Origin of the sequence: Rhizobium tibeticum (assembly GCF_900110205.1) — a bacterium.
Lineage (GTDB): Bacteria > Pseudomonadota > Alphaproteobacteria > Rhizobiales > Rhizobiaceae > Rhizobium > Rhizobium tibeticum.
This window is the reverse complement of sequence record NZ_FOCV01000001.1, coordinates 213,713-239,747: the sequence shown is the minus strand read 5'-3', so window position 1 is coordinate 239,747 and position 26,035 is coordinate 213,713. Positions and strand designations below refer to the sequence as shown.

The following is a 26,035-nucleotide window of genomic DNA, read 5'->3' as shown; positions in this document are numbered from 1 at the left end:
CGGCTTATGAGTGTGATAACCACCAAGTCGACCCAACCGTCGGGGCTCTCTGAGTTCTGGTACTACTTCTCTCGCAACAAGGGCGCCGTCATCGGCCTCGGCATCTTTCTGCTGGTCCTTTTTATGGCGGTCTTCGCGCCGTTGATTGCCCCGCATGATCCGAACGTTCCTTTCGACGGCATGCAGCGTGTGCCGCCGGTGTGGTCGGAAAAGGGCAATTCGATGTTCCTGCTCGGAACGGATGCCGTCGGTCGCGATATGCTTTCGCGCCTGATTTATGGCACGCGCTTCTCGCTGTTCATCGGCCTCGTCGTCGCATCGCTGTCTGCCGTCGCCGGCGTACTGCTCGGCCTCGTTGCCGGCTATTTCCGCGGTCGCGTCGACACCTTCATCATGCGCGTCATGGATATCATCCTGGCCTTCCCGTCGTTGCTGCTGGCCCTCGTGCTGGTCGCCGTCCTGGGTCCCGGCCTGCTGAACGCCATGATCGCCATCTCGATCGTCAATCAGCCGCATTTCGTGCGCCTGACGCGCGCCGCCGTGATCAGTGAGCGCGAGAAGGAATATGTCGTAGCGTCACGCGTGGCCGGCGCCGGTACGTTCCGTCTCATGTTCAAGACGATTCTGCCGAATTGCTTGGCGCCGCTGATCGTCCAGGCGACGCTCGCATTCTCTGCCGCAATCCTGGATGCCGCAGCTCTCGGCTTCCTCGGCATGGGTGCCCAGCCCCCGACGTCAGAGTGGGGCACAATGCTTGCCGACGCGCGTGAATTCTTCCAAAGCTCGCCATGGCTCGTTACTTTCCCGGGTCTCTGCATCCTCATCACCGTTCTCGCCATCAACCTGATGGGCGACGGTCTTCGCGATGCGCTTGACCCCAAACTGAAGAGGTCCTGAGATGGCACTTCTTGAAATTGAAAATCTCGCCGTCGAATTCCAGACGTCTACGGGTCCGTTTCGCGCCGTTGATGGTGTGTCGCTCAAGGTCGATGCCGGTGAAGTTCTTGCAATCGTTGGGGAATCTGGCTCCGGTAAGTCGGTCTCGATGCTCGCGGCGATGGGGCTTCTGCCGTGGACGGCAAAGGTGACGGCCGACAAGATGCTCTTCGATGGCCGTAGTCTGCTTGGCATGTCGGCAAGCGAACGACGCAAGATCATCGGCAAGGATATGTCGATGATCTTCCAGGAGCCGATCGCCAGCCTCAATCCCTGCTTCACGGTCGGCTTTCAGATCGAAGAGGTTCTGCGAATCCATCTGGGTCTCGACAAGGCTGCGCGACGCAAGCGCGCGATCGAGCTGTTCGAGGCGGTTGGCATTCCCAACCCTGCCGAACGGCTCGGCCATTTCCCGCATCAGATGTCGGGTGGGCAGTGCCAGCGCGTCATGATCGCCATTGCGATCGCCTGCAATCCCAAGCTTCTGATCGCCGACGAACCGACGACTGCGCTCGACGTGACCATTCAGAAGCAGATCCTCGATCTCCTGATGCGGCTGCAGGCGGAGCATCGGATGGGCCTCATCATGATTACGCACAATATGGGCGTCGTCGCCGAGACGGCCGATCGGGTGATCGTTCAATACAAGGGCCGCAAGATGGAAGAGGCCGACGTCCTGTCGCTCTTTGAGTCCCCCAAGAGCGACTATACCCGGGCACTGCTTGCCGCCCTGCCGGAGAACGCCACCGGCGACCGGCTGCCGACCATCGGCGAGATTTTCAAGGGAGCGGCCCAATGACGCCAGTCCTCGAAGCAAAGAATATTGTCCGCAACTATTATCTGCCGGGCGGCCTCTTCAAGAAGGAGAGAACCGTGCATGCCGTCAAGGGCGTCAGCTTCAAGGTGGAGCAGGGCAAGACGCTGGCGATTGTCGGCGAAAGCGGTTGCGGCAAGTCTACCCTTGCCCGCATCGTCACCATGATTGATCCGGCGAGTGGCGGAGACCTGTTCATCGATGGCAAGAAGGTCGATATCGCTGCGGGCGATATGACACCGGAAATTCGCCGCAAGGTCCAGATCGTCTTCCAGAACCCATACGGTTCGCTCAACCCGCGCAAGAAGATCGGCGACATCCTGATGGAGCCCCTGATCATCAACACCGATACGCCCGCCGCTGAGCGGCGCGAATTGGCGATGGCGATGCTCAAGAAGGTCGGCCTGCAGGAGATCCATTTCAACCGCTATCCGCATATGTTCTCCGGCGGCCAGCGTCAGCGCATCGCGATCGCCCGCGCTCTGATGTTGGAGCCGAGGCTCCTGGTTCTCGACGAGCCGGTGTCCGCGCTTGATCTCTCGGTCCAGGCACAGGTGCTCAATCTGCTCGCGGACCTGCAGGACGAACTGAACCTCACCTATGTCTTCATCAGCCACGACCTGTCGGTCGTCCGCTACATGGCCGACGATGTCATGGTGATGTATTTCGGAGAGGCTGTGGAATACGGCACGCGGGATCAGGTTTTCAATGATCCGCAGCACAGCTACACGAAGACATTGTTTGCGGCCACGCCGCGCGCCGATGTCGAAACCATCAGGGCGCGTATTGCTCGCAAGAATGCCGCCCTGGTAGCTTCGTAGTCACGCCAGCGTTGGCGGCACCGGTGCTGGAGTGATGAGCGAGATGAGCGATGCCAGAGACAATGGGGCCCCTTACGCCATCATCGTCATGGGGGTCAGTGGTTGCGGCAAATCCTCCATTGGCCTGAGTATTTCGGAAGCCCTCGCCACGCAATTTGTCGAGGGCGACCAGCTTCATCCGACATCGAATGTCGAGAAGATGTCGAAAGGCATTCCGCTGACGGATGACGACCGCATGCCTTGGCTCGACCTGATCGGTCAAACGATGAAAGCGTCGCTTGATCGCGGGCAGGGTGTTGTCGTTTCCTGTTCGGCGTTGAAGCGCATTTATCGCGACCGGCTGCGCAAGGCGGTGAATGGCGATCTGTTTTTCGTCTATCTGTCGGGCTCGAAGGAGCTGTTGACGAAACGAATGGGCGAGCGCAAGGGCCACTTCATGCCCCCATCGTTGCTCGAAAGCCAACTCGCGACACTCGAAGTGCCAACCGGTGAGCCTGGCGTCGTGACCGTCGATATCGACGATACGATCGGAGGGATCGCGCAGACGGCGCTCCGCGGTCTCAAGTCTTTCGGAATCGCTTAGACCAGGATGATCTTAGGCCGATGGCCCAAAACCTGAATCCTGATTTGGATAAAAGAGATAGAGCGGGATTTCAGCGGAAAAAAGCTCACACTTTCGGCATCCCGCGCTCGCCGTCGGTCCGTAGCAGGACTTTCTCCTCGAACAAGAAATACGGCCGCAGGCAAACCCCGATGACGTTGCCGGCAGATGACGCCACTGCCCAGCGATAACCGGTATGCAGGCGTTGCTTATGGGTTGAAGCGCTGCGGCGAATAGGCAGAAATGTTGATGAACGGCGCCCCGCCGGTGATCACTTCCGCTAGGACGCGGCCGGTGACCGGCCCGAGCGTCAACCCGTGATGTGCGTGGCCGAATGCGAACCATAATCCGTCGTGTCGGGGCGCCTTTCCAATGATGGGCATCATATCAGGCGTGCAGGGGCGGGCGCCCATCCATGGCTCCGGATCAAGCCTTTCGCCGAGCGGAAAGACCATTCGTGCCACCTTCTCGGCACGGTCGAGCTGCACGGGTGTCTTCGGCGCATCCAGCGCGGCGAATTCAGCACCAGTCGTCAGCCGGATGCCGCGGCTCATCGGTGCAAGGAAGTAACCCCGCTCAGCATCGAGCGTCCAGTTGTTGAGGGTCGCATTGTTTGCTGCGGCATAGTGCATGTGATAGCCGCGCTTGACGCCGAGCGGGAAGGCGTAGCCGAGCCGACGTGTCGCAATTGCGGCCCAGGGGCCGAGCGCCAGGACCACATCCTCCGCGTCCAGCGGGCCTTCGCTGGTCACCACCCGCCAGCTCGCGCCGGAGCGACCAAGGGAGTTGGCGTCACCGGTGACACACCTGCCGCCGAGACTCTCGAAATAGGAGCGATAGGCCATCGTCAAGCCATGCGGGTCGAGCACCGACCATGGATCACGCCACCGCAGGCCGCCGAGGAAATCTCCCTTGATATGGGGTTCGAGCCGCGCCACGGCGGTGGCGTCCAACTGCTCGTGCATGACGCCGAACTCGGCCCGCAGCCGCTCGGCCTCGGCGAATTCGGCATCGCGCCGGCCGGCCGTGCGGAAGATTTCCATCCAGCCATCCTTGCGGATCAGATGCTGCGCATTGGACGCTTCGATCAGATCGTTGTGCTCGGAAATCGAGTGCTCGATGAGCGGGGCATAGGCGCGGGAGATCATCTCGTGGCGCTTGGCATTGGAATTCCACCAGTAGCGGGCGAGGAAGGCAAGCTGTCCGGGCAGCGCCTTGAGGTGATAGTGGGCGTCGATACGGTTGTTGAAGGCGTAGCGTATCAAAAGGCCGAGCTGCTGCGGAAAGCCGTATGGCACGACGCCTTCGCGCTGAATGAGACCGGCGTTGCCGAACGAGGTTTCATTGCCTGGCGCCTTGCGGTCGATCAACGTCACCTGCAGCCCCCTGCGCTGCAGGTGAATGGCCGTCGAGACGCCGACGATGCCGGCGCCAAGTATAATTGCGTTCTTTGTCATTGCCGGGCAGTCCACTTATTGCAAGCAATGAAAATGCCGCTCCGACGCGCTGCACGCAAACGAAAAATCTCGTTTCATTTCAAAAACATTGTCGTTTTCAGCGCCTCGTTTTCGGCTTTGATGCGGACATAAAGCACTGCCGCGTTGAGCACCGAGAATATCGCCGCGTAGACGGGCATCCCGAAGGCCAGAGGAAGCACGGCGATCTCGCCTGCCACGACAGCATAATTCGGATGGGCCATGAACCGGTAGGGGCCGCTGCTGACAAGTGGAGCGCTCTGCAGCACGATGATGCGTGTCGTCCATCGCCCCTTGAGCGTGCCGATGACCCAGAGCCGGCCTGCCTGTAGAACGATGAAAATGGCAAACCATATCGGGTCGACCGGGCGGCCCATCGCCAGCAACCACAATCCGGCGATCCAGCAGCTATGCAGGGCCACCATGTAAGGATAGTGCTGCGGCGCGACCTCCTTCGCACCGCTGCTCAGAAGCACCTGCGTATTGTGGCGGGCAAGGGCAAGTTCCGCGAGGCGCTGTGCCGTCACGAAGGCGAGGAGTGCAACGGAGGGCCACATCATGCGACTCTCTTCAAGGTCACGCAGCTTGCGGTAAAACCCGGCCCCATGGCGACCATCGCGCTGCGCTCAGGCAGCCCTGCCTTCAGGGCACGCTCGAGCACGAAGAGAATCGTGGGCGACGACATATTGCCATATTCGGCAAGTACCGCGCGCTCGTGATCCAGAGTTCCTGATTCAAGCGACAGCGCGCTTTCCAGGGCTGCAAGCACCCTTGTGCCGCCGGGATGGCAGATGAAGCGATCTATATCACGTCGCGAGAGGCCGTTGCGCGCCAATATCCCGTCAACGGCCGGGCCGAGTTCCGCCTCGGCAAAGGGCGGCAGCGATTGGGCAAGAACCACGCCGAAGCCGGTGTCGTCGATCTTCCAGCCCATGATGCCAAGCGTATCGGGGAAAAGATGTTCGCCCGTCGACTCGACCTCAGCCTTGCCCTCCGGTCCCGCCCGGAGAATGCAGGCGGCGGCGCCGTCGCCGAAAAGCGCCGTGGCGATGATGTTCGCGCGCGTCAACTCGTCCAGCCGAAACGCCAGCGTGCAAAGTTCGACTGTGACGAAAAGCACTGTCTTGCCCGGCCGATCCCGGGCAAACCGCGAGGCAATGGCGAAACCGGAAACACCGGCCGCGCAGCCGAGCCCGAACACGGGAACGCGTTCGATGTCCGAGCGAAAGCCCATCCTCTGCGCGAGCTGTGCATCGAGGCTCGGTGTCGCAATCCCGGTGGAGGAGATGGTGACGATGCAGTCGACGTCGCGTCCCTGCAGGCCCGCTTGCTTCAATGCATTGGTGGTTGTCTCGAAAAACAGGCTGCGCGCCACCTCGCCATAGGCTTCCATGCGGTCCTGCCAGCCATGCGGCTCGATGAACCATTCGAGGGGACGCGCGGCATAGCGTTTCCGGATGCCCGCATTGTCAAAGACGCTGGCGAGATGCGAAAAGTCCCTGAAGCGGGACGAGAACAGGCGAGCGGAGGTCTCCGCTGCTTCCTTTTGTGTAATGACATGCTCGGGCGTCGCGACGGCAAGACTCAGTAATTTCACGGTATCGCTCACGGAATACTCCTTCTGACCGGCGCGTGAGCGGCTAACACCTCAGACCTGCATTTATTCGTTGGCGCCGGGACCGCGCGACGAGAAAAAGAAGAGCAGCCATCGAATAAAGTTCCGGGCAACGGTGTTCATTCGGCGCCAACGTCATTTTCCTAGGAGATATCCCATGACGATCGCGACTGTTCGCATTGCTTCCATCCTGGTCGGCGGCTGCATTGCCGCATTTGCGCTTTCCGCCCCTGCTTTCGCGATAGGCGGCGGTGGCAGCGGCGGTAGCGGCTCAAGTGGCGCCGGTAGTTCTGGCGGCAGCAGCGGCACGATGCCGACCTGCAAGAAGGGCCAGATGTACGACAAGAGGACGAAGAGGTGCGTCAAGCAGAGCAGCGCCAACGTGACGGAAGAAAACCGCACGGACTATGCCTATTCGCTGGCGAAGGCCGGACGCTATGAAGAAGCGCTTGCCATGCTCGATACGTTGAAGAACCCGAATACTGCCGAGGCCCTGAATTATCGCGGCTACGCCACCCGCAAGCTTGGCCGCACGGATGAAGGAATTTCCTACTACCTGAAGTCTGTCGAACTTGATCCCAAGTATGCGCAGGTGCGCGAATATCTCGGCGAAGCATACGTCGTCAAGGGGCGCCTGGATCTCGCCAAGGAACAGCTCGAAACGATCAAGGCGATCTGCGGCACGGAATGCGAGGCGTATCGCGATCTCAACGAAGCGATCCTCAAGCCCTAGAAGCTGTGACCCTGACGAGAAGCGGGAATGTGCAATCTCGGTTGAACGGGAACTACCAAATGCCGGTCGCGTACACCACATTTCCTGCCTATAGTCGCGCAATACCAAAGCCGCCGGTGCAACCGGCGGCTTTGGAAGGAAAACCCGTGGCGGAGGCTCTCATCGCAAGCGAAGCCGATATCAGAAGCGGCCTGGCGGACAATCTGTTGCGGCTTTGGCGCTATGGCCTTGTGCTCTCGCATCGCCGCGACGTTGCCGACGATCTCGTGCAACAGACCTGCCTGCGCGCCCTCGAGCGCGTCGAGCAGTTCGAGGCAGGAACGCGGCTGGACCGCTGGCTGTTCTCCATCCTGCATTCCATCTGGCTGAATGAGATCCGGTCACAACGTGTGCGCCTCGGTCAGGGCTTCGTCGATGCAGACGAGGCCTTGGTCGTCGATGGCGCTCGCGACACGGAAATGCATGTCATGGCAAACCAGGTTCTGCGGCTGGTCAATGCGCTGCCGGATGCGCAACGGGCCGCGGTCTTCCTCGCCTATGTGGAGGGTCTTTCCTACAAGGAGGTGGCAAGCGTTTTGGATATCCCGATTGGCACCGTGATGAGCCGCCTTGCCGCCGCGCGCGCCAAGATCGCAGCCAGCGTCTCGGGAGAGGGGGCCACATGAACGACAAGAACCCAATCCCCACCGATGAGGAATTGACGGCCTATATCGACGGTGAACTGTCGGAGATCGAAGCATCGCGCATCGAAGCGCTTCTCGGTTCGAACGAGCGTGTGGCCGCAAGATTGGAGTTCCTGTCGCAGAGCAGCCTTGCGTTCAAGCAAGCTTTCGAGTCGCTGCTTGCCGCAGCACCCAAGGCAGAGCTCGATGCCATGCTTGGCATTGTGCCGGTCGCCGCAAAGCCCGCGCGCTCCAGTCGCCGCGGCTTCCTTGGCGCGCTTGCTGCCTGCCTCGTCGCCGGTGTCGTGGCCGACCGGGCCTTCATCGGGATACGCAATCGCGTTCATGCCCCTGATGAAAGCAGCGAATGGCGCGCTATCGTTGCAGAATACATCGCCCTCTATACAGCGGATACTTTGGCCGGCCCGTCGCCGTCCGATGACGCGCAGGCTGAACAACTTGCCCGCTTCGACGATAAGCTTGGGCTTTCCCTGTCACCCGAAGCCGTGTCGCTGCCGGGCATCGAGTTCAAGCGCGCCCAGCTGTTGCAGTATGACGACAAGCCGCTGGCGCAGATTGCCTATCTGGACCCGGAGACGGGCCCGTTGGCACTCTGCATCGTGCGCTCGGATGTTGGCATGAAGGAGCCTGACGTCGAAGGCCGGCACGGCATGAACGTTGTCTACTGGTCAAACGCAACGCACGCCTTCATGTTGATCGGCCGCATTCCGATCGACCTCATGCAGGAACTTGCGGAGGATGTCAGGAAAAACACTTCGGCATGAAGGGATGAGGGAGGCGGCGAAAAAGGGACTGCCCAAACCCGCCATTATTTGAGACAATTGCCTGGGGAGGACTGCCTCTACGGCTCGCTCAGCCGGTTTCGAAACGGTATCTCGTCGAAACATCCTTGGATCCTGCCCCGTCCGCAGCGGTCAGTCGGCTGTCGGCAAGCATCTAGCGAACATTTTTCATTGTTCAGCAAACGCGAGCCAGGAGCACTGCACATGGTAACGTGGAAACCCGATCCAAGCTTTTATCCGTCACCGCGAATGGCCATGAAGGCCGCGCCGGAGACTCTCGCCTACGTCGTCGCCTTCGATCCGGCGCGAGCGGTTCCCGACGAGCTCGCGGTCGTCGATGTCGATCCGAAATCGCCTTCTTACGGACAGATCGTAAATACTCTCGCGATGCCCAATGTCGGCGACGAATTGCATCATTTCGGCTGGAACGCCTGCTCGTCCTGCCTATGCCCGAACGCACCGCATCCGCACGCCGAGCGCCGTTATCTGGTCGTGCCGGGACTGAAATCTTCGCGCATCCATATCATCGACACCAAACCGGATGGCAGGAATCCGTCCATCGTCAAGGTGATCGAACCCGGCGAAGTGGCCGAACGGACCGGTTACTCCAGGCCACATACCGTTCACTGCGGACCGGAAGGGATCTATGTTGCCGCACTTGGCAATGCCGAAGGCAAAGCCCCAGGCGGCGTTTTTCTGATGGATCACGAGACCTTCGAGGTCCGCGGCCAGTGGGAAATGGATCGGGGGCCACAACAACTTTCGTATGATGTCTGGTGGCATCTTGGCCACGATACGCTCGTCACCAGCGAGTGGGGCACGCCGGATACCTTCGAAAATGGTCTCGTCCCCGAAATCCTGCTCGGCGCGAAATACGGCCGCCGTCTGCATTTTTGGGACTTGCACAAGCGCAAGCACCTGCAGACGATCGATTTCGGCGACAAGTATCAGCTCTTATTCGAACTCAGACCCGCGCACGACCCGACCAAAGCCTATGGGTTCGTCAACTGCGTGCTCAGTCTTGAGGACCTCTCCTCCTCGATCTGGGTCTGGCACCGCGACGGCGAGAAATGGGGGGTGACAAAGGTGATCGACATTCCGGCGGAGCCGGCCGATGCCGACCAATTGCCGCCGATGCTCAAGGGTTTCAATGCCGTGCCGCCGCTGGTCACCGACATCGATCTTTCAATGGATGACAGATTTCTCTACGTGTCCTGTTGGGGAACTGGTGACCTTCATCAGTACGATGTCTCCGATCCGTTCAAGCCGAAGCTGACAGGCAAGGTGCGGATCGGCGGTATCGTCTCGCGTGCATCGCACCCAGGGGCGAAGAATGGCGCGCTGAACGGCGGCCCGCAGATGGTCGAGATCAGCCGCGACGGTCGCCGCGTCTACTTCACCAACTCGCTCTATGGCGCGATCGACGAGCAGTTCTATCCCGATGGCGTCTCTGGCTGGATGGTGAAGCTTGACGCGCAACCGGACGGCGGCATTGCCTTCGACGAGAAATTCTACGTCGAATGGCCGAAGTCGCATCGCCCGCACCAGGTCCGCCTCCAGGGTGGCGATTGCTCGTCAGATTCCTATTGTTATCCGTAGGGAGCGAGGCGCAGGCGATGAGGCGCCCATGAACGAGCTCTGGCCCTGGATACTGCTGGCGGGACTAGGCGCCTTTCATGGTCTCAATCCGGCGATGGGATGGCTGTTCGCCGTCGCGCTTGGCGTTCATCGGCAGAGCTCCGCCGCGGTGGTTCAGGCAGTGCCAGCGATCGCTCTCGGACACGCCGTATCGATCGCACTGGTGGCCGGAGCCGTGGTCGCGGCCGGTCTGTTCGTGAACCAGGATGCGGTGCGCACGGCCACCGGAGGCGCGCTGATTGCATGGGCTATCTGGCATCATGCTTTTGGACACCGGCACCGCGTTCGCATCGGTTTGCGCACGGGGCTCGCCGGTCTTGCGTTCTGGTCGTTCCTGATGGCGACGGCCCATGGTGCGGGGCTCATGGTCCTGCCGGCCTTGATACCCCTCTGTCTCACCGAGTCGCCATTGGGCGAAATCGGCAGCGTTGGGTCCGCGGCGATGACGATCGCAGCGGTCGGCGTCCACACCCTTGCGATGTTGGCGGTCACAAGCCTCGTTGCCCTGGCGGTCTATCGCTGGGTCGGGCTCGAGATACTGCGCAGCGCCTGGATCAACGTGGATCTCGTATGGACGCTGGTTCTGCTTGGTACCGGTGTCGTGCTGCTGATCGTCGGGTGAAGGGGCCTCCTATCCCGTCGATGTGGTCACCTCGGTCGCTGTGCGTTTCCATGCCACCTGCCCCACGCGACAAATGAGGTTCTCGACGTCGTGGCGGACCGTCATGGATGACTGCCCTCGCTCGCCACCGGCGGCGCCCTGCGTGCCCATCACCTGTGGGCTACAGTTCTGGGCATCAGGTCGCTATCGACGCTAAAACGTGATCCGCACGCCCGAAAAAACAAGGAATTAAGGGAATTTAGCGAGAATTGGCTGAAGAGCATGAATTCTCACATGATTTCAAAGGCTTATCTAAATCGCCTTTGAATTCCCTCTGTTTTTCCGTCGCGAGCGACCGTGGATGCCACCTTTGTGCCCAGGGTTAGGGCGTCAGTCAGCAAGAGGATTGAGCGGCAATAATTTCCGCTTCTGGGGCCATCCGGACCTTCCGCGGTCTTATATATCTGCTGCGGAAGCAACAGGCTTTTGCCGTATTCCTCGAACGTCTCACCTGGCAAACGAGACCCACGGGTATGCAATGGATGAGGTTGTTCCGGTCCCCTCAATGAAGTTCCAGGCATTCGATGAGTTCGATCCGGCCCTTGCCCTTGATTTCTACGAAGCCCAAAGAGCGCCCACGACCCCGCTCGCGAATGCGAAGCCAGGTGGCCCCGCTCGTCGCCACAGTCCCAGGGTTAGCATATGCCGCGATCCGCGAGGCCACATTGACAGTGTCGCCCCACAGGTCGAACACGTATTGCCGCTGCCCGATGATCCCGGCCACGACTGGCCCGAACTGGACGCCGACTCGAACCTCCCATTTCGGCTCGATGCGGCGCGATGCCGTCACCATGTCGAGTCCGCATTGCAAGCTGGCAAAAACCGGATCTGGCACGCTATTAAACAGGCCGGCCGTAGCCATAAAGGCGTCGCCGATCGTCTTGATCTTCTCCATCTCATGCTGGCGCACGATTCGTTCGTATTCGCCGATCAGCGCCTGAAGATCCTCCACCACTTTCTCCGGTGGATTTTCGTCGCAATAGGATGTGAAGCCAACAATATCGCAGAATAGCACCGCGACTTCGTTATATCGGCGGGGTCGGACCTCATTAGTTGCTTTGAGCTCGCGCACCGCGCCGGGGGGCAGGATGGCGTACAGAAGCTCGTCCGCTCGGCGCTTTTCGTTTTCGATTTGCTGCGTGTATACCGCCTCTTGGTCGCGCAGCTTCTTCTTTTCCAGGCAGGCGGCTACGCGGGCACGCAGCAGGACCGCGTTGAACGGTTTGGCAAGATAATCCTCGGCGCCGAGGCCGACGCAGCGCGCCACGCTCTCGATTTCATCGACCGCCGATATCATGACAACCGGAATGTTGCGCAGAGTTGTATCGGCCTTCAGGTGCTCGAGCACCTGGTAGCCGTCCATTTCCGGCATCGTAATGTCGAGCAGCACGAGATCGAATGGCCTGGTCGCCAACAGTTTGAGCGCTTCCCGTCCATTGCTGGCGCACACCACATTCCGGTAGCCTTCTCGCTTCAACCGCTCGGTCAGCGTAAAGCGATTGTCCTCGTTATCGTCAACGACGAGCAGCGCGGGAGCAACCTCGCTCATTGCGTCGACTCCTTTGGAAGTCGGGCCTTGATCTTTCCAAGCAGGCGCGTGAAGTCGACGGGCTTGGTATCGTAGTCGTCGCACCCGGCTGCCAGTGCTGCTTCGCGGTCGCCGGCCATTGCGTGCGACGAGAGTGCGATCACGGGAATATCCCGCGTCTCAGGCAATGCTTTGAGACGTCTTGTCGCCTCCCAGCCGTCCAGGACGGGGAGGCTTAAGTCCATCAGGATCAGCGCAGGCGCGTCCGATCGCGCACGCGCTACACCCTTGATCACCGTCGGTGGCGACGATCACCTCGTAGCCTTTGCGCCTCAGCCGCGCGGACAGCATGTAGATGTTGTCCTCATTGTCTTCGACATAAAGGATCCTAATCACAATGGCGATCCTTGTCAGGCGAGTTTCGTTTGACGATGTATCTTGCAACCATCTTGCGCAACTCCTCATGAAGCTCGTTGCGGCTGAAGGCGGCCTTGGCGAGCACGCGCTCGACCCCACCACTGAGGCGCCGGTGTTCCTTCTCGTCAAGGGTCGCCGCCGTCACAACTACGACGGGCACCACCTTGAAGGCAGGCTGCTTGCGCAGTTCGATAAGGAACTCGAAGCCATCCATTTCCGGCATGATGAGGTCCAGAATGATCAGATCCGGAGGCGTGTGGATGAGACGGTCCAGGGCGGCCCGGCCATTCTCGGCCTCGTCCACGTCGCAACCCTCGGTGCTCAATATGCGACGCCATTGCTGGCGCGTGTTCTCGTCATCTTCGACGATCAGAACACGAAGCGCCGCACCACGTGCAGCGGACCAGTATTTCGTGATTAATTTCTGGAGCGCATCGCGGTCGATCGGCTTCATCATGTAATCGGCGGCACCGAGTGCGTCCCCCCGGTTGCTCTCATCGGCCATGGTCAGAATCACCACGGGAATACTCGCGAGCTCAGGATCCGCCTTCAGTTCCTGCAGGACGCTCCAGCCGTCGCAGCCCGGCATCAGCACGTCAAGGGTGATGAGCGCTGGCTTCACCTGCCGGGCCAGATTAAGGCCTTCCGCACCGTCCTTGGCCGTCACTACATCGCAACCCTCGCGGACGAGAAACCGGCGCAACTGGTCCCGCACTGTCTCATCGTCATCAACGACGAGAACGACGTTAGAGACGAGGCGAACACCATTATCAGCGGCGACAAGAGACGACCTCTCCTGCGTTGAGGTTCCGTCGATTGCCAACGGCAGCCACACGGTGAACCTGGTGCCGGAGCCAGGAGTACTGTCCACGGTGATGCGGCCACCCATCGCGCGGCACAGGCGTTGGCTGATGGCAAGCCCTAGCCCGGTGCCACCGTACTTGCGGGTCGTAGAACTGTCGGCCTGACTAAACTCTTGGAACAGATTCGCCATCTGTTCCGGCGTCATGCCGATACCGGTGTCGGCGACGGTAAATATCACGCCATCGCCTTCATCAAGCGTCGCGCAGGTCGCCCCAATCGTCACCTTGCCATTTTCCGTGAACTTGCAGGCGTTACTCAATAGGTTGAGGAGTATCTGGCGCACCCGAAGCTGATCGGCGCGCATGTTGCCAATTTCATCTGGGCATCGGATGATGATGCGGTTGCGGTTTTTCTGCGCAAGTGGCTGCGCGGTCATCGCTGCATCTTGAACCACGCCTGCGATATTGAATTCCTCAACATGCAATTCCAGGCGGCCGGCCTCGATCTTTGAGAGATCGAGGACCTCATTAATGAGCTTGAGCAGGTGCTTGCCGGCGCGCGCGACCCGCTGAAGCGGTTCGATCAGTTCGCCTTGGCCAGCCTCGCTGGCATCTTCCTGCAGCATTTCGGTAATGCCCAGGATGGCGTTCAGCGGCGTGCGCAACTCGTGGCTCATGCTGGCAAGGAATTTGCTCTTGGCCTGTGTCGCCGCCATGGCCGCGTCGCGGGCGATCTCGAGCTCCGTTTCATGCCTCTTTAGCTTACTGATATCGGTGTAGACCGCGACCGTGCCGCCGCCGGTAATGCGCCGCTCATTTACCTGAACCCAGCGGTCATGGCTGCGATGTTGAACCAGCGTCTGCTTAGGGTTGCAGTGTGCCGCAAGCCGCGCGGCGAGCCATTCCTCCTCCTGACCTTTCGCATCCTCGACGAGGCCCTGTTCCACTGCCTTACGGACAATCGTCTCAAATTGCGCACCCGGCACGACGGCATCGGCTATGCCGGGATAGAGGATTTCCCTATAGCGGCTGTTGCACAAAACAAGCCGGTCCTCACCGTCGTAAAGGGCGAAGCCCTCGGAGATGCTCTCGATTGCATCGACGAGTCGCTGGCGCGCTTCGGCGACCTCTCGCAGATTTTTTTCCTCGACTTCGACCGCAGTGTCACGGAACAGCAGAAGCGCCTTGGCCATGCGGCCGATTTCGTCGCGGCCCGTGGCTGGCAGTGGTGCCCGAAGATTGCCGCCAGCGATGGCAAGCATGCTTTGGCTCAGCCCCGACAAGCGGGCAAGAAGATTGCGGTCGACATACAACCAGACGATCAGAACTGAACTCAGGAGGCTCAGAACGGCTGAGCCAAGAACAACTCCGGTACCGTAGCGCTGGACGGTCGCAGCTTCACGACCAGCCTCGGTGATGTCACGGTTAGCTGCAGCTACCAGGCGATCCACGGCAACGGTTAAATTGCGCGAGAGCTGAGCGTTCTCGACCAAAAGCTTCCCGCCATCTGTTAGTACTGCCAGCTCCTCCTCACGCGCTTGTACAATGCTCTTCGGACCTTCGATAAGCGCACTGTATTCGGCCACACGCTGGCGAAATCGTGTCCGCAGCTTCTCATCCATCTCGGGCGTCACCGCCGCAAGCGATTCGACCGAGCGGCGCATCGGAAACGACATCAGCGCCAGGTCGCCGGACGTCGGCGCGACTGCCGTTTTGAGCAGCGCTTCGTTGATCGCCGAAATCTCCCGTTGTGCCTTTTGTTGCGGGATGTAGGCGGAAATTGCCTGCGCAAGGTCTGTCGTAGCCGCCGCGCGTGCTTCGGGTGGTGCGGCGGCATCCGCCACGGTTACACGCCACTGGGGGGCCTTGGAGTTCATCACGAGGATGCCGGGGGCTACAAGACGCTCGCTTGCGATTGTCGTAGCCGACAACCGGCGCAGCAGCTCCTCTTTGCGTGCAACCACGGTGAGGCGAGCGGCGACAAGATCGTTGAGAGCGTTCAGGTTGCGCCGCAGACCAATCACCGCGGCTTCGATCTCCGCCACCGCCGCCGTGCTGACTGCTGTGCCTTTGAGCGCGGCAAGCAACTCTTCGAGGCGCGCCATCTCCACCCCGATCGCAGCCGAGACCTCGTTGTGCTGAGCCGTGCTGGTCGTCGCAAGTACGGCCGGCGCCGTGGCGGCGACCCGCTCGGCTTGGCGGGAAAGCTCCAGCGATGCAAGCGCGAATGGGACCCGGCGCTCCGTGATCCGCTCGACGACATCGCCTACTTGGAGGAAGGCATACACGGCGGCGGCGGTCGCGAGGACCGCGAAGGTACTGATACCAAAGAAAGCGAGGAGCAAGCGGCCACGTATGCCAAGACGTTTAACCATCGCGGCAACCATCGATCCGGCTGATGTGCTCAAAATGGCCTGCACAGATTTTTGTCTCGAGCGCGACCCACAGTGATCAGCGTTGGGTTATTCCAACGGCACGTATTCGCCACCCTTCCAAACATACCATACCCAGCTCTGAACCGTGAGGTCGCCCTTGTCGTCAAAGTCGATACGGCCCAATACCGTATCAAACGAGTGGGCGCGCAATGAAGCAACCACCTCGCGCAAATCCAGCGAGCCGGCTTTCTCGACCGCCTGCGCCCAGGCCTGAACCGCGCCGTAACTCAATAGAGTGTAGCCTGCAGGTTCGAAGTTTTCTGCACGGAACCGCTCCACGACTGGGGCGGCTTCGGGGTTTCGCCGTGCGTCCGAAGAGAAGGTGAAGAGGGTTCCCTCGGCGGCTGAACCGGCGATCAGAGCAAATTCCTCGGTGGCCATTGTATCGCCTGAGATGAACTGAACCGCGTAGCCATGGTCGTGCGCAGCGCGAACCATCAGGGCAACCTCAGTGTGATAACCGCCGACATATACCACGGCGACCTTCGCAGCCTTTAGTGCCGCGATTTCAGCCGAATAGTCGCTCTTCGCAGGACTGTACGCCTGGTAGATCGCTTCGCTCACGCCCCGCTTGTTCAACTGCTTTCTGGTCTCATCGGCAAGGCCCCTGCCATAGGTGGTGCCATCGTGAAGGATCGCAATCTTCTTGTCGCCCCAATGATCGGCCAGGTAGTTGCCGGCCACAACGCCCTGCGCATCGTCACGACCAATGACGCGGAACACGTTGGCACGGCCTTGTTCGGTCAGCAGAGGATTGGTCGACCCCGGTGAAATCTGCAGAACTCCCGCCGCCTCATACACCTTTGATGCTGGGATCGAGGCTCCAGAGCAGTAGTGCCCGACGACGAGCATCACACCGTCAGCCACGAGTTTATTGGCGACGGCCACCGCTTGCTGTGGATCGCAGAAGTCGTCGACCGCGATGAGCCGAACCTGCTGGCCTAAAACGCCGCCCGCCGCATTGATATCGGCCACGGCCAATTCTGCGCCACGCTGTCCCTGCTCGCCGATCCACGCGAGCCGTCCGGTCATCGCGGCTGAAACGCCGATCAGCACCTCAGCATGCGCGGTATAACTGACCACCGCTGCAAGTGCGAGAATAGCGACGGCAACGATGCGGTGCATGGAAAAGCCTTCCGCCTTGATACCGGAATTTTGTGTACGAGAGCGGTACCGCAACCGCGCGGCGAGGCGCCGCCGTCATGATGTGACAATCGCGACCAGCCCGATCAGCAATCCACTCCCAGCGGCGCCTGATCGCCATCCCTCAAAATATACCATGCGGTGCTGGGGAGTGATATGGCCTCTGGTATCGAAGGCGCTGAGCAGGGCACGTTCATGGCGAGCGCGTGAGCGGCTCCGTCGCGAACAGGGCTGTCGGCGGGGCTTGCCGAGCTCGGTTCTGAGCAATGTCGACGCTTTTAGATGCCTGCGTTCTCTGCGTGCTCACGTGGCACGTGATGGGGTGTGGAGCGGCTTGGTTGAAATCGCAGTCGGCCGATGCGAACGGCCGTGCGCTACAGAATCGGCGCCGCTCGGGAGCTCGTTTCGGTCTCCTGTCTCGTCGGCGGTGCTCCGTTAGGCGGCCGTGAAGACGGTGTCGTGCCTGAGCATCGCATGCATGATGATGGCCAGCCGCCTGGCGAGCGCGATCCGTGCCTTGCGCATGGTGGTGCGCTTGACAATCGCCAATGCCCAATCCTTCAGCTTCAATGCGCCTCGATATCGTGTCAGAATGACATTCGCCGCCGCATACAGCAGCATGCTGACTCGTCGGTCGCCGCATTTGGCGATGCTGCCCGGGTAGTCGACCTCGCCCGACTGGAAGCGACGTGGCACCAGGCCGAGATAAGCGCCCAGATCGCGGGGCGCGCCTGAAGCGGCACGGGTCATCCACGACGGCAAATGAAGGCGAGCGCAGTGGGGTGGCCGACGCCGGGGATCGTCCTCAGTGGCGGCATGCCGTGGAAACTTTGGCCATCTTCTTGATGTCGGCATCGATTGCCGCGACGGCCGAGAGCACCGCGGCACGCGCTGCAATGAGGCCCTGCATGGCGGCAGACAGTCCGGCTATTCCCGCGCTGGCCCGCAGCGCCTGTTTGATGACGGCGGGCTGAGTGCCCGCGGCAGGCGGACACCGAAGGTCTCTTCCAGCACCTGAACGGGAAAACGTGCACCTGGTCTAAGTCAAATTTCCGTCGCTTCTTCGAAGCTGACATTTGCATGGCGAGAAATGTCGGCTGAACTCGATCCTTTAGCTATCCGCGCCTCTCTGCCTTCAAATCTCTTTCGAAGCGACGTAAACTCCCCCGGTGGAGGGGCTTTGGCAGATGTAGCAAAACACGCACTCCTGCCCCAGAATTCCGGGGGCCGGGGAGCGGATCGGACGGGTGGTGGCATGAACGAGGCGACGGGGGATTTTCGCGACAGTTCAGGCGCGGCAGTACGGCCGCCGATCGTCTGGGCGCTCGCGGCGATCGCCGGGCTCGCGCTCGACTGGCTCTATCCGCGGCCGTTCCTGCCGGCGGCAGTGCCGGGCGGCTGGCTCGGCGGCATCGTGTTCGTCGCCGGCCTGGCGCTGCTGATCTGGGCGGCGGCGACCTTCCGCCGCGCCGGGACGCAGGTCCCGACCACCCAGCCGACGACGAAGATCGTCGACGCGGGCCCTTACCGCTTCACGCGCAACCCGATCTATATCGGCATGTTCCTCGGCCTCATCGGCCTCGCCGTCGCCTTCGACAGCCTGTGGCTCATCGCCCTATTGGTGCCGTTCTGTCTTGTCATCCGCTACGGCGTGGTCGCCCGCGAGGAGGCCTATCTCGAGCGGAAGTTCGGTGACGTCTATCTCGCCTACAAGGCCCGCGTCAGACGGTGGCTGTAGCGAGACGAAGAGGGGTCAACCTGCTGGAATGTTAGACCGTTTCGAGCAGACCAAACTGAACCGGGATAAGTTTGCGGATCTTGAGTTGCCCTGCCGCATTTTTGTCAATGACAGTCAGGAGCTGTCCTTTTTCAGATCCCAACGGCATAACCAGGCGTCCGTCGGGTTTGAGCTGCTCAAGTAATGCCGGGGGCAACCGCTCGGCCGCCACCGTGACCAGTATCTTGTCGAACGGGGCGTGCTCAGGCCAGCCGCGAGATCCGTCTCCGACACGAATGCCGACATTAACATAGCCCAGGCCCAGCAGCAGAGCCTCGGCACGGCCTGCAAATTCCTCGATGATTTCGGCGCTCCAGACCTGCCCGGCGAGCTCGGCGAGGATTGCGGATTGGTAGCCCAGGCCGGTGCCGATCTCGAGCACTGCCTCGTGCGGTTGGGGCGCGAGGAGATCGGTCATGAGAGCGACGATGAACGGCTGCGAGATGGTTTTATCGAAGCCGATCGGCAGCGGCGTGTCCTGGTAGGCATACGGCGCAAGCGGGGCTGGCACGAAGAGATGCCGCGGCACCCGCTGCATCGCAGCCATGACCCGCTCATCGAGCGACGCCCTGCCAAGCTCTTCGCTCGCAAGGTCGACATGGATTGCAATCAACTCGACCATGTGCCTACGCAGGACCGCGAGGTGCTCTTCATTCATTGGTTTCATGATCACGGGCTTTCCTCAGACAGTTTATTCCCAGATAGCTCTGTGATCAAACTCAGGAATGACCGGAATGGAGTCCACTTGTGCCATAGCGCGAGCAAACCCCAGTGGCCGCAACGGGTCGATACGCGGACCTTGGAGACATCATCGGCGAAGGTCCCGATGTGGCGCATTTGAGCCGTGACGGCATTCAGCTCCAAAGCGAACCTTGTCTCCTATCCAGTTTTCCAATCGGTCACCGAATTCCAAACGTGGATTCATGAAATCACTCGATCGACGCGGACAGCTTCTGAAGTCGAGGAACCTTCGAGAAAGCGGCGGTTCGACCCCAATGGACCGAGTGAGCGCTGGCGAATCCGCGAAAGCCAGCGCCTGATCAAGGATTTTTCTGCCAGAACGCGAAGCCGCTTGGCTCTAGCACATAAACCTGCCGCCCAGTCGCGGAGGAGCGGAATCATCTTCCGCCACGAAATCCAACTTTCCGGCCAGCCAGGGAGTAGCGCCACCGGTTCGCCCGACCAGCGACCACATAGTGTACACGCACGCCGTTCACACGCACAACGTGACGCAGGACATCGGCAAAGGGATCGGTTTTTGGCGCATGGGGTGTGCCCTTGCCTGCCACCTGCGACGCCGCCCATGCTTTTGCGGGGGCATCACCTGTGGGCTACGGTCCTGGGCATCAGGTCGCTATTAACGCCGAAACGGGATCCGGCACGTCCGAAAAACTAAGGGAATTTAGCGAAAATTGGCTGGGGAACCTGGACTCGAACCAAGATTAACGGAGTCAGAGTCCGTCGTTCTACCATTGAACTATTCCCCAGCAGAAGCTGCCGAAGCATGGCTTGGCTGCTGTGCGGCGCTTATAACCAAAACATCACGGATTGCAAATACCCGTTTCGAAAAAAATCCACAGCGACTTGGTGATGTGTTTTTGATGCGCGCCAAAAGGTCCATTCTCGCCCGTGGCAAAAAGAATTTGGCGATTTCGCCATGCGCTGGTATCTTCGCGGCAACGCAAAATCGAATGAGCGCCTGCTGCATACCTTTGGACTTGCGCGGCGCGATGGAAAAAGAACGTGGAAGACCCCGAAGGCGGCTCAAGGCCGCAAGGTAACGGGGCGTTGGCGGCAGGGCGCAAGGACGGCAAGAAGTCCAGGCGCCGCAAAGGCAAGCGTGGCGGGCAATCCCGCAATGCGAACCAGTCCGCTCAGCATGTCCTCTCCGGCGATACCGGAGAGGCGGCACGCCCAATCGAAGCCGGCAACGCGGCGCACAAGCGAAAGCGTCGCCGTCGTGGTGCGAGCGCCTCCGGCACAGCCGGACAGCAGCCGCAACGGACAAGCAATGAAATCTCCGCAACCGCCGGACAAGGCGTTCGCAGCGACAGCGAATCCGTGCCGAGCCGCCGCAATCGCCGCAATCGCCGCAAGCATCGCGGCAAGCGCGGCCTCCAGGGACGTCCGCTGGTGCATGAAAAGCCGGTGGGACATCCCGCCCAGCCGCAGCAGCCGGCGCCAACCGGGCGGAACGGCGTCGCTGAATCGCGAACCGGCCAGAACGACAATCGTGCGGCACGCCAGTCCGATGGCGGGCAGCGCAGCCAAGTCGAACATCCATGGCCGGATGAGCTTTATGCTGCTCTCGATCTCGGCACTAATAATTGCCGTCTGCTGATCGCGCAGCCAACGCGGCCGGGCCAGTTTCGCGTTGTTGACGCCTTCTCCCGAATCGTCCGCCTTGGTGAGGGATTGGCGGCAAGCGGTCGCCTCTCCGACGACGCCATGGATCGCGCCGTCGATGCGCTGCGCGTCTGCGCCTCCAAGCTGAAGAACCGCGAAATCCGCCGCATGCGGCTGATCGCGACCGAAGCCTGCCGGCAAGCGAGCAACGGGGCGCAATTCCTCGAGCGTGTGATTGCCGAGACCGGTCTTGAACTCGAGATTATCGATCGGGAAACCGAAGCGCGGCTCGCCGTTTCCGGCTGCTCGTCGCTCGTCGGACGGGAGACGCGCTCGGTCGTCCTCTTCGATATCGGCGGCGGCTCCTCTGAAATTGCGGTCATCCGCATCGGCGACAACCGTTTCAATCGCCTCGCCAATCACATCACCCACTGGACCTCGCTTCCCGTTGGCGTTGTCACGCTTTCGGAGCGCCATGGCGGACGCGATGTCACGCCGGATGTCTTTGAAGGCATGGTCGTGGAGGTGGAAGGCATGCTTGGCAGCTTCGATTGCCCTGCAATCGATATCGGTCATGCGGACGATTTCCATCTCATCGGCACCTCGGGAACCGTGACGACGCTTGCCGGTGTTCATCTCGACCTACCACGCTATGACCGGCGCAAGGTCGACGGCATCTGGCTTTCAGATGACGAGGTCTCGGCGATGCAGGCAAAGCTGCTGTCGTGGGATTTCGCCAGCCGCGCCGCCAATCCCTGTATCGGGCCCGATCGCGCCGATCTGGTGCTGGCCGGCTGCGCCATTCTGGAGGCGATCCGCCGCCGCTGGCCGAGCCCGCGCATGCGTGTCGCCGATCGCGGCTTGAGGGAAGGCCTGCTCACGGACATGATGGCGGATGACGGCGTCTGGCGGCGCCACCGCAACCGCCGCGGCCAGCGCGGCAAATAGGGGACAAGCATGGCGAAGCCAACGATTGCGGGTAACCGCACCGGCCGCAAACTCGGCCAGCGCGTCAAGAATAAGAAGATGAAGGCATCATCGCGGCAATGGCTGCAGCGCCACATCAACGATCCCTATGTGCAGCGTGCACAGCTGGAGGGTTATCGCGCACGCGCCGCTTTCAAGCTGCTCGAGATCGACGAGAAGCACAGCATCCTGAAGGGCGCTCGTCGCATCATCGATCTAGGTGCTGCACCCGGAAGCTGGTCGCAGATCGCTGCCAAGGTAACAGGCTCCACCGATGAGGATATCCGCGTCGCAGCGATTGACTTTTTGGAGATGACTCAACTGCCGGGCGTGAAGATCCTGCAGCTGGACTTCCTGGATCCCTCAGCGCCGGCTCAGTTGATCGAAGCCGTCGGCGGCACCCCGGATCTAGTGATCTCAGACATGGCGGCGCCCACCACAGGCCACCATCGCACGGACCATCTGCGCACCATGCACCTCTGCGAAGTGGCGGCTCAGTTTGCCGTCGAAGTGTTGGGTGAGGGCGGTCATTTCCTGGCAAAGACCTTTCAGGGCGGCACCGAACGCGATCTGCTCAACATGCTGAAGCGACATTTCAAGCAGGTCGTCCACGTCAAGCCGGCGTCGTCGCGCGCCGAATCCGTGGAGATGTTCCTGCTGGCGAAAGGCTTCAAGGGCCGCCAAGCGGAGCCCGACGTCACGGAAGCTTGATCTTTGGGCTGGTCTTGAGTGATGATCGGCCTCCCAAGACTTGGAACGCCCCGGTACCATGCTCTTATACGTCACCCTCGGAACCAACGACATCGATCAGGCGCGGCGGTTTTACGACATCGTCCTGCCGTTGCTCGGCTACCGCCGCCAACGCTACTCCGAAGAGGAAATCGGCTACGCGGCAGATGGTGATGCCCGCTGCCGGCTCTGGATCGTCACCCCATTCAACCGCCGGCGGGCGTCGAGCGGAAATGGTTCGATGGTCGCGCTTCATGCCGCGCGCCGCGCGGATGTGGATGCATTCCATGCCGCGGCGCTTGCCGCCGGCGGTGTCGATGAAGGCGAGCCGGGATTGCGGCCGTTCCATGCCAATTTCTATGCCGCCTATGTTCGCGATCCGGACGGCAACAAGCTCAGCGCCGTCTGCGAGACTCCGGAATAGCCCTTACTTCACGGCCTGTTGCTCTGCCTCGATCGCCGCCGGGGCGAGGCGCTTTGCCTGGTGACCAGAGACCAGCGCGCCAGCGCTCTTGTCCATCCGGATGAAAGGGATAGTCGCCACGACGGTCAGGATCGCGATCACGTAAAAGGCGATGTGGAAGTCGGCAACCTGCAGCGCCTCGCCGCGGAAGTAGATCGACGTCTCCAGGATCGCGGCGGCAACCGCGACGCCGAGCGCCAGGCTGATCTGCTGCATCACCGAACTCATCGACGTTGCCTGGCTCGCCTGCGCATCATCGATATCGGCAAAGGCCAGGGCATTAACACCGGTAAAGAAGAACGAGCGCGAGAAGCCGCCGACGAGAAGGATGGCGATGATGACGAGGTGCGGCGTCTGTGGCGTGAAGAAGCCGGTCGCGACAGTCACGATCGTCGTCACTCCTGCTGCCGAAAGAAGCGTGGTGCGGAAGCCGGCCGCGGCAAAGACGCGGCGCGCCATGAACTTGGTGGTGATCGCACCGATCGCGCCGGCAAAGGTGATCAGGCCCGATTGGAACGGTGTCAGGCCGAAGCCGAGCTGCAGCATCAGCGGGGTCAGGAAGGGCATGGCGCCGATACATATGCGAAACAGCGTGCCGCCGGTTGTCGATGCGCGGAAGGTCGGATTGCGGAACAGGTTCAGGTTGAGGATCGGCGCCGGATGTCGTTTGGCGTGGCGCACGTAGAGAAAGCCGCAGACGAGACCGATTACCGTCGCGGTGATGCCGATAACAGGCGGCAAGGCCGGCAGGCTGACGACGGAAAGGCCGAAGACGACGCCGGCGGCCGAAAACGATGTCAACAAAAAGCCGATGAAGTCCAGCCTCGGCGGCGCCGTCGCTTCAACCTCAGGCAGGAAGATCGTTGCGAGCCAGACACCGATGATGCCAACCGGCACGTTGATCAGAAAGATCCAATGCCAGGTGAAATAGGTTGTGACGAAGCCGCCGAGCGGCGGGCCGGCCAACGGTCCGACGAGTGCCGGAATAGTCAGCAGCGCCATCGCGGAGACAAGCTCGCTTCGTTTCGTCGTTCTTAGAAGCACGAGGCGCCCGACCGGCGTCATCATCGCGCCGCCCATGCCCTGCAGGAAACGCGCGAAGACGAACTCGATCAGGCCGGATGAGATCGCGCAGAAGATGGAGCCGATGACGAAGACGCAGATGGCCAGTCGGAAGATGCGCTTGGCGCCGAACCTGTCCGCCATCCAGCCGCTGATCGGAATGAAGACCGCGAGTGACACCATGTAGGATGTCAGCGCCAGCTTCAGCGTGATCGGCCCGACGTGGAGGTCGTTGGCGATTGCGGGCAGGGCGGTCGATATGACGGTGGAGTCCATCTGCTCCATGAAGAGAGCGACGGCGAGGATCAGCGGAACGATGCGGTTCATGCGCGAAATGCCTTGGAGGTCGTGCGAAGGCGGCTCGGGAAGCCAGTGCTCTGTATTCCTAGGGAAAGGCTCTGCCAACCCCTCATTCCGCTTCTGAAAGACGTTTGCATCACGTCTGCGTGAGACCGCTTGCTCAGCAATTTCAACGACAAGATTGACCTATGTTTGTTTCGGTCGGCCGAAAGAAACATGGGCTGCGCTTCGTAATTTGGGGGCTGTGCGACAAAGATGCCGCGCGTGATCGGAAGGATGGGATATGCGAGTAGCGTCGGGGATGAAGTGGCGTGCGTTGTTTGCAGCGGGCATCGGTCTGCTGGCGGCGCCGATGATTTTGAAAGAGACGGCCGCAATGGCCGCAAGTGGAGAAAAGACCAAGATGAATGCGACGACGCAGCCCCAATTTAATCAATTCAAGCTCGGCTCTTATAGATTTACGGTCTTCAAGGACGGCGCCAGCATTGGTGAAAAACCCTATGAGACCTTCGGGGCCAACCAGAAGCCAGAGACTGTCCAGGAACTGCTCGCGAGGAATTTCCTGCCCACCGATAAATTCGTCAATTCCTATGCGCCGACACTGATCGATACCGGATCGGATGTCATCCTCGTCGATACCGGCTTTGGTGAAAGCGGCCGCGCCCGCGGCAGCGGCCAGCTTCGCGATGGGCTTAAGGCTGCCGGCTATTCGGCAGACGACATCACGCTGGTGGCGCTGACCCACCTGCATGTTGATCATATTGGCGGCCTGATGGAAGCTGGCGCTCCAGCTTTCAAGAATGCGCGGTATCTCATCGGCCAGATCGAATACGATTTCTGGACTGACAAGGCCCGCGAGGGCACGCCCGCCGAAGGCGGCCACAAAGCAGTTCTGGCCAATGTCGTGCCTCTTGCCGAGAAAGCGACCTTCATCGGTGACGGCGGCAAAGTTGCAGGCGGCATAACGGCGATGCTGGCGCCAGGGCACACGCCCGGACACATGGTTTTCCATGTCGAATCGGAAGGCAAGCGCCTGGTCGCGACGGGCGATACCGCCAATCACTACATCTTGTCGCTGCAGAAGCCCGACTGGGAGGTTCGCTTCGACGCGGACAAGACGCAGGCAGCAGCCACGCGGCGGAAGGTATTCGACATGATCGCCACCGATAGGATCGCTTTCCTGGGCTACCACATGCCGTTCCCGGCAGTCGGCTTTGTCGAGACGTACGAGGATGGATATCTCTTCGTTCCGAAGACCTACCAGTTCGACCTGTGAGGTCGCTGCATGGCAGCCATACCACGCCCGG

Annotated in this window: 22 protein-coding genes, 1 tRNA gene and 4 pseudogenes; 14 read left to right on the top strand and 13 right to left on the bottom strand. The window is 60.8% G+C overall.

Features of this window, described 5'->3' with window-relative positions; genetic code table 11:
• Nucleotides 1–6 precede the first annotated feature (6 nt).
• The 4 genes from BSG20_RS01190 to BSG20_RS01175 are packed head-to-tail and all read left to right on the top strand — an operon-like array spanning nucleotide 7 to nucleotide 3,154.
• Nucleotides 7–897, top strand: coding sequence for an ABC transporter permease subunit (locus BSG20_RS01190; protein ID WP_072370804.1), 891 nt, complete (start codon nucleotides 7–9; stop codon nucleotides 895–897).
• 1 nt (nucleotide 898) lies between these two features.
• Entirely contained in the window at nucleotides 899–1,735 is an 837-nt protein-coding gene (locus BSG20_RS01185; protein ID WP_072370801.1) for an ABC transporter ATP-binding protein, read from the top strand.
• Complete coding sequence (locus BSG20_RS01180) at nucleotides 1,732–2,571, top strand: dipeptide ABC transporter ATP-binding protein (RefSeq protein ID WP_072370797.1); 840 nt, start codon at nucleotides 1,732–1,734, stop codon at nucleotides 2,569–2,571. Before BSG20_RS01185 ends, BSG20_RS01180 begins: the two co-directional genes overlap by 4 nt.
• A gap of 43 nt (nucleotides 2,572–2,614) precedes the next feature.
• On the top strand, nucleotides 2,615–3,154 hold the full coding sequence (locus BSG20_RS01175; protein ID WP_072371113.1) for a gluconokinase: 540 nt from the start codon (nucleotides 2,615–2,617) through the stop codon (nucleotides 3,152–3,154).
• A 227-nt stretch (nucleotides 3,155–3,381) separates the two neighbouring features.
• Here BSG20_RS01175 and BSG20_RS01170 read toward each other — a convergent pair whose 3' ends face one another.
• From BSG20_RS01170 to BSG20_RS01160, 3 genes are all read right to left on the bottom strand, one after another.
• Entirely contained in the window at nucleotides 3,382–4,629 is a 1,248-nt protein-coding gene (locus tag BSG20_RS01170) for an NAD(P)/FAD-dependent oxidoreductase (protein ID WP_072370794.1), read from the bottom strand.
• 74 nt (nucleotides 4,630–4,703) lie between these two features.
• Entirely contained in the window at nucleotides 4,704–5,207 is a 504-nt protein-coding gene (locus BSG20_RS01165; RefSeq protein WP_072370791.1) for an isoprenylcysteine carboxyl methyltransferase family protein, read from the bottom strand.
• Nucleotides 5,204–6,256, bottom strand: a complete 1,053-nt coding sequence (locus BSG20_RS01160; RefSeq protein WP_072370788.1) for a type III polyketide synthase — start codon at nucleotides 6,254–6,256, stop codon at nucleotides 5,204–5,206. The genes BSG20_RS01165 and BSG20_RS01160 overlap by 4 nt, the downstream gene beginning before the upstream one ends.
• A 163-nt stretch (nucleotides 6,257–6,419) precedes the next feature.
• On the opposite strand from BSG20_RS01160, the gene BSG20_RS01155 reads away from it, so the two are divergent.
• The 5 genes from BSG20_RS01155 (at nucleotide 6,420) to BSG20_RS01135 (ending at nucleotide 10,720) form a co-directional block, all read left to right on the top strand.
• Nucleotides 6,420–6,995, top strand: a complete 576-nt coding sequence (locus tag BSG20_RS01155; protein WP_072370785.1) for a tetratricopeptide repeat protein — start codon at nucleotides 6,420–6,422, stop codon at nucleotides 6,993–6,995.
• A 59-nt stretch (nucleotides 6,996–7,054) separates the two neighbouring features.
• Entirely contained in the window at nucleotides 7,055–7,660 is a 606-nt protein-coding gene (locus BSG20_RS01150) for an RNA polymerase sigma factor (RefSeq protein ID WP_072370782.1), read from the top strand.
• Entirely contained in the window at nucleotides 7,657–8,442 is a 786-nt protein-coding gene (locus tag BSG20_RS01145) for an anti-sigma factor family protein (protein WP_072370779.1), read from the top strand. The genes BSG20_RS01150 and BSG20_RS01145 overlap by 4 nt, the downstream gene beginning before the upstream one ends.
• 222 nt (nucleotides 8,443–8,664) lie before the next feature.
• Nucleotides 8,665–10,059, top strand: coding sequence for a selenium-binding family protein (locus BSG20_RS01140; protein ID WP_072370776.1), 1,395 nt, complete (start codon nucleotides 8,665–8,667; stop codon nucleotides 10,057–10,059).
• 28 nt (nucleotides 10,060–10,087) lie between these two features.
• The gene (locus tag BSG20_RS01135; protein WP_093040993.1) at nucleotides 10,088–10,720 is read left to right on the top strand and encodes a hypothetical protein; all 633 of its coding nucleotides are present in this window, start codon (nucleotides 10,088–10,090) and stop codon (nucleotides 10,718–10,720) included.
• A gap of 541 nt (nucleotides 10,721–11,261) precedes the next feature.
• Here the strand turns inward: BSG20_RS01135 and BSG20_RS01130 are convergent.
• The 7 genes and pseudogenes from BSG20_RS01130 to BSG20_RS01110 all read right to left on the bottom strand — a co-directional run.
• Nucleotides 11,262–12,308 (bottom strand): adenylate/guanylate cyclase domain-containing protein, encoded by a 1,047-nt coding sequence (locus BSG20_RS01130; protein ID WP_072370716.1) that lies wholly within the window; start codon nucleotides 12,306–12,308, stop codon nucleotides 11,262–11,264.
• Nucleotides 12,305–12,683 (bottom strand): annotated as a pseudogene (locus BSG20_RS01125) (response regulator). The gene BSG20_RS01130 and the pseudogene BSG20_RS01125 overlap by 4 nt, the downstream one beginning before the upstream one ends.
• Nucleotides 12,676–13,158 (bottom strand): response regulator, encoded by a 483-nt coding sequence (locus BSG20_RS38595; RefSeq protein WP_342030071.1) that lies wholly within the window; start codon nucleotides 13,156–13,158, stop codon nucleotides 12,676–12,678. Before BSG20_RS38595 ends, BSG20_RS01125 begins: the two are co-directional and overlap by 8 nt.
• Nucleotides 13,132–13,851: pseudogene (locus tag BSG20_RS38590) on the bottom strand (ATP-binding protein); the annotation flags it as partial. The gene BSG20_RS38595 and the pseudogene BSG20_RS38590, both read right to left, overlap by 27 nt.
• A 162-nt stretch (nucleotides 13,852–14,013) precedes the next feature.
• Nucleotides 14,014–15,882: pseudogene (locus BSG20_RS37185) on the bottom strand (PAS-domain containing protein); the annotation flags it as partial.
• 87 nt (nucleotides 15,883–15,969) lie between these two features.
• Nucleotides 15,970–17,067 carry a branched-chain amino acid ABC transporter substrate-binding protein gene (locus tag BSG20_RS01115; protein WP_072370713.1) on the bottom strand — a complete coding sequence of 366 codons (1,098 nt, stop codon included), beginning with the start codon at nucleotides 17,065–17,067 and terminating at the stop codon, nucleotides 15,970–15,972.
• A gap of 453 nt (nucleotides 17,068–17,520) precedes the next feature.
• Nucleotides 17,521–18,090, bottom strand: a pseudogene (locus BSG20_RS01110) (transposase); the annotation flags it as partial.
• Nucleotides 18,091–18,340: 250 nt separating this feature from the next.
• On the opposite strand from BSG20_RS01110, the gene BSG20_RS01105 reads away from it, so the two are divergent.
• Nucleotides 18,341–18,823 (top strand): methyltransferase family protein, encoded by a 483-nt coding sequence (locus tag BSG20_RS01105; RefSeq protein ID WP_072370711.1) that lies wholly within the window; start codon nucleotides 18,341–18,343, stop codon nucleotides 18,821–18,823.
• A 31-nt stretch (nucleotides 18,824–18,854) separates the two neighbouring features.
• Here BSG20_RS01105 and BSG20_RS01100 read toward each other — a convergent pair whose 3' ends face one another.
• The gene (locus BSG20_RS01100; protein ID WP_072370708.1) at nucleotides 18,855–19,529 is read right to left on the bottom strand and encodes a protein-L-isoaspartate(D-aspartate) O-methyltransferase; all 675 of its coding nucleotides are present in this window, start codon (nucleotides 19,527–19,529) and stop codon (nucleotides 18,855–18,857) included.
• Between the two features lie 746 nt (nucleotides 19,530–20,275).
• Nucleotides 20,276–20,349 (bottom strand) — tRNA-Gln (locus BSG20_RS01090).
• 256 nt (nucleotides 20,350–20,605) lie between these two features.
• On the opposite strand from BSG20_RS01090, the gene BSG20_RS01085 reads away from it, so the two are divergent.
• The 3 genes from BSG20_RS01085 to BSG20_RS01075 are packed head-to-tail and all read left to right on the top strand — an operon-like array spanning nucleotide 20,606 to nucleotide 23,327.
• On the top strand, nucleotides 20,606–22,156 hold the full coding sequence (locus tag BSG20_RS01085; protein ID WP_072370702.1) for a Ppx/GppA phosphatase family protein: 1,551 nt from the start codon (nucleotides 20,606–20,608) through the stop codon (nucleotides 22,154–22,156).
• A 9-nt stretch (nucleotides 22,157–22,165) separates the two neighbouring features.
• A complete protein-coding gene (locus BSG20_RS01080) occupies nucleotides 22,166–22,885 on the top strand; it encodes an RlmE family RNA methyltransferase (RefSeq protein ID WP_037113982.1) in 720 nt (239 codons plus the stop codon).
• A gap of 58 nt (nucleotides 22,886–22,943) precedes the next feature.
• Nucleotides 22,944–23,327 (top strand): VOC family protein, encoded by a 384-nt coding sequence (locus BSG20_RS01075; RefSeq protein WP_072370699.1) that lies wholly within the window; start codon nucleotides 22,944–22,946, stop codon nucleotides 23,325–23,327.
• 3 nt (nucleotides 23,328–23,330) lie between these two features.
• Here the strand turns inward: BSG20_RS01075 and BSG20_RS01070 are convergent, their stop codons facing one another.
• On the bottom strand, nucleotides 23,331–24,755 hold the full coding sequence (locus BSG20_RS01070) for a DHA2 family efflux MFS transporter permease subunit (protein WP_072370697.1): 1,425 nt from the start codon (nucleotides 24,753–24,755) through the stop codon (nucleotides 23,331–23,333).
• Between the two features lie 256 nt (nucleotides 24,756–25,011).
• Between BSG20_RS01070 and BSG20_RS01065 the strand changes: the two genes are divergently transcribed.
• Nucleotides 25,012–26,004: an MBL fold metallo-hydrolase gene (locus tag BSG20_RS01065; RefSeq protein WP_072370694.1), complete on the top strand. Its 993-nt coding sequence runs from the start codon at nucleotides 25,012–25,014 to the stop codon at nucleotides 26,002–26,004.
• Nucleotides 26,005–26,035 lie beyond the last annotated feature (31 nt).

Coding starts and splice junctions, on each gene's coding strand:
- BSG20_RS01130 (WP_072370716.1), bottom strand. CDS start 12,308: ATGAGCGAGGTTGCTCCCGCGCTGCTCGTCGTTGACGATAACGAGGAC.
- BSG20_RS01080 (WP_037113982.1), top strand. CDS start 22,166: ATGGCGAAGCCAACGATTGCGGGTAACCGCACCGGCCGCAAACTCGGC.
- BSG20_RS01190 (WP_072370804.1), top strand. CDS start 7: ATGAGTGTGATAACCACCAAGTCGACCCAACCGTCGGGGCTCTCTGAG.
- BSG20_RS01170 (WP_072370794.1), bottom strand. CDS start 4,629: ATGACAAAGAACGCAATTATACTTGGCGCCGGCATCGTCGGCGTCTCG.
- BSG20_RS01145 (WP_072370779.1), top strand. CDS start 7,657: ATGAACGACAAGAACCCAATCCCCACCGATGAGGAATTGACGGCCTAT.
- BSG20_RS01155 (WP_072370785.1), top strand. CDS start 6,420: ATGACGATCGCGACTGTTCGCATTGCTTCCATCCTGGTCGGCGGCTGC.
- BSG20_RS01115 (WP_072370713.1), bottom strand. CDS start 17,067: ATGCACCGCATCGTTGCCGTCGCTATTCTCGCACTTGCAGCGGTGGTC.
- BSG20_RS01180 (WP_072370797.1), top strand. CDS start 1,732: ATGACGCCAGTCCTCGAAGCAAAGAATATTGTCCGCAACTATTATCTG.
- BSG20_RS01100 (WP_072370708.1), bottom strand. CDS start 19,529: ATGAAACCAATGAATGAAGAGCACCTCGCGGTCCTGCGTAGGCACATG.
- BSG20_RS01165 (WP_072370791.1), bottom strand. CDS start 5,207: ATGATGTGGCCCTCCGTTGCACTCCTCGCCTTCGTGACGGCACAGCGC.
- BSG20_RS01070 (WP_072370697.1), bottom strand. CDS start 24,755: ATGAACCGCATCGTTCCGCTGATCCTCGCCGTCGCTCTCTTCATGGAG.
- BSG20_RS01150 (WP_072370782.1), top strand. CDS start 7,055: ATGCCGGTCGCGTACACCACATTTCCTGCCTATAGTCGCGCAATACCA.
- BSG20_RS01105 (WP_072370711.1), top strand. CDS start 18,341: ATGAACGAGGCGACGGGGGATTTTCGCGACAGTTCAGGCGCGGCAGTA.
- BSG20_RS01140 (WP_072370776.1), top strand. CDS start 8,665: ATGGTAACGTGGAAACCCGATCCAAGCTTTTATCCGTCACCGCGAATG.
- BSG20_RS01065 (WP_072370694.1), top strand. CDS start 25,012: ATGCGAGTAGCGTCGGGGATGAAGTGGCGTGCGTTGTTTGCAGCGGGC.
- BSG20_RS01075 (WP_072370699.1), top strand. CDS start 22,944: ATGCTCTTATACGTCACCCTCGGAACCAACGACATCGATCAGGCGCGG.
- BSG20_RS01135 (WP_093040993.1), top strand. CDS start 10,088: ATGAACGAGCTCTGGCCCTGGATACTGCTGGCGGGACTAGGCGCCTTT.
- BSG20_RS01175 (WP_072371113.1), top strand. CDS start 2,615: ATGAGCGATGCCAGAGACAATGGGGCCCCTTACGCCATCATCGTCATG.
- BSG20_RS01185 (WP_072370801.1), top strand. CDS start 899: ATGGCACTTCTTGAAATTGAAAATCTCGCCGTCGAATTCCAGACGTCT.
- BSG20_RS38595 (WP_342030071.1), bottom strand. CDS start 13,158: ATGAAGCCGATCGACCGCGATGCGCTCCAGAAATTAATCACGAAATAC.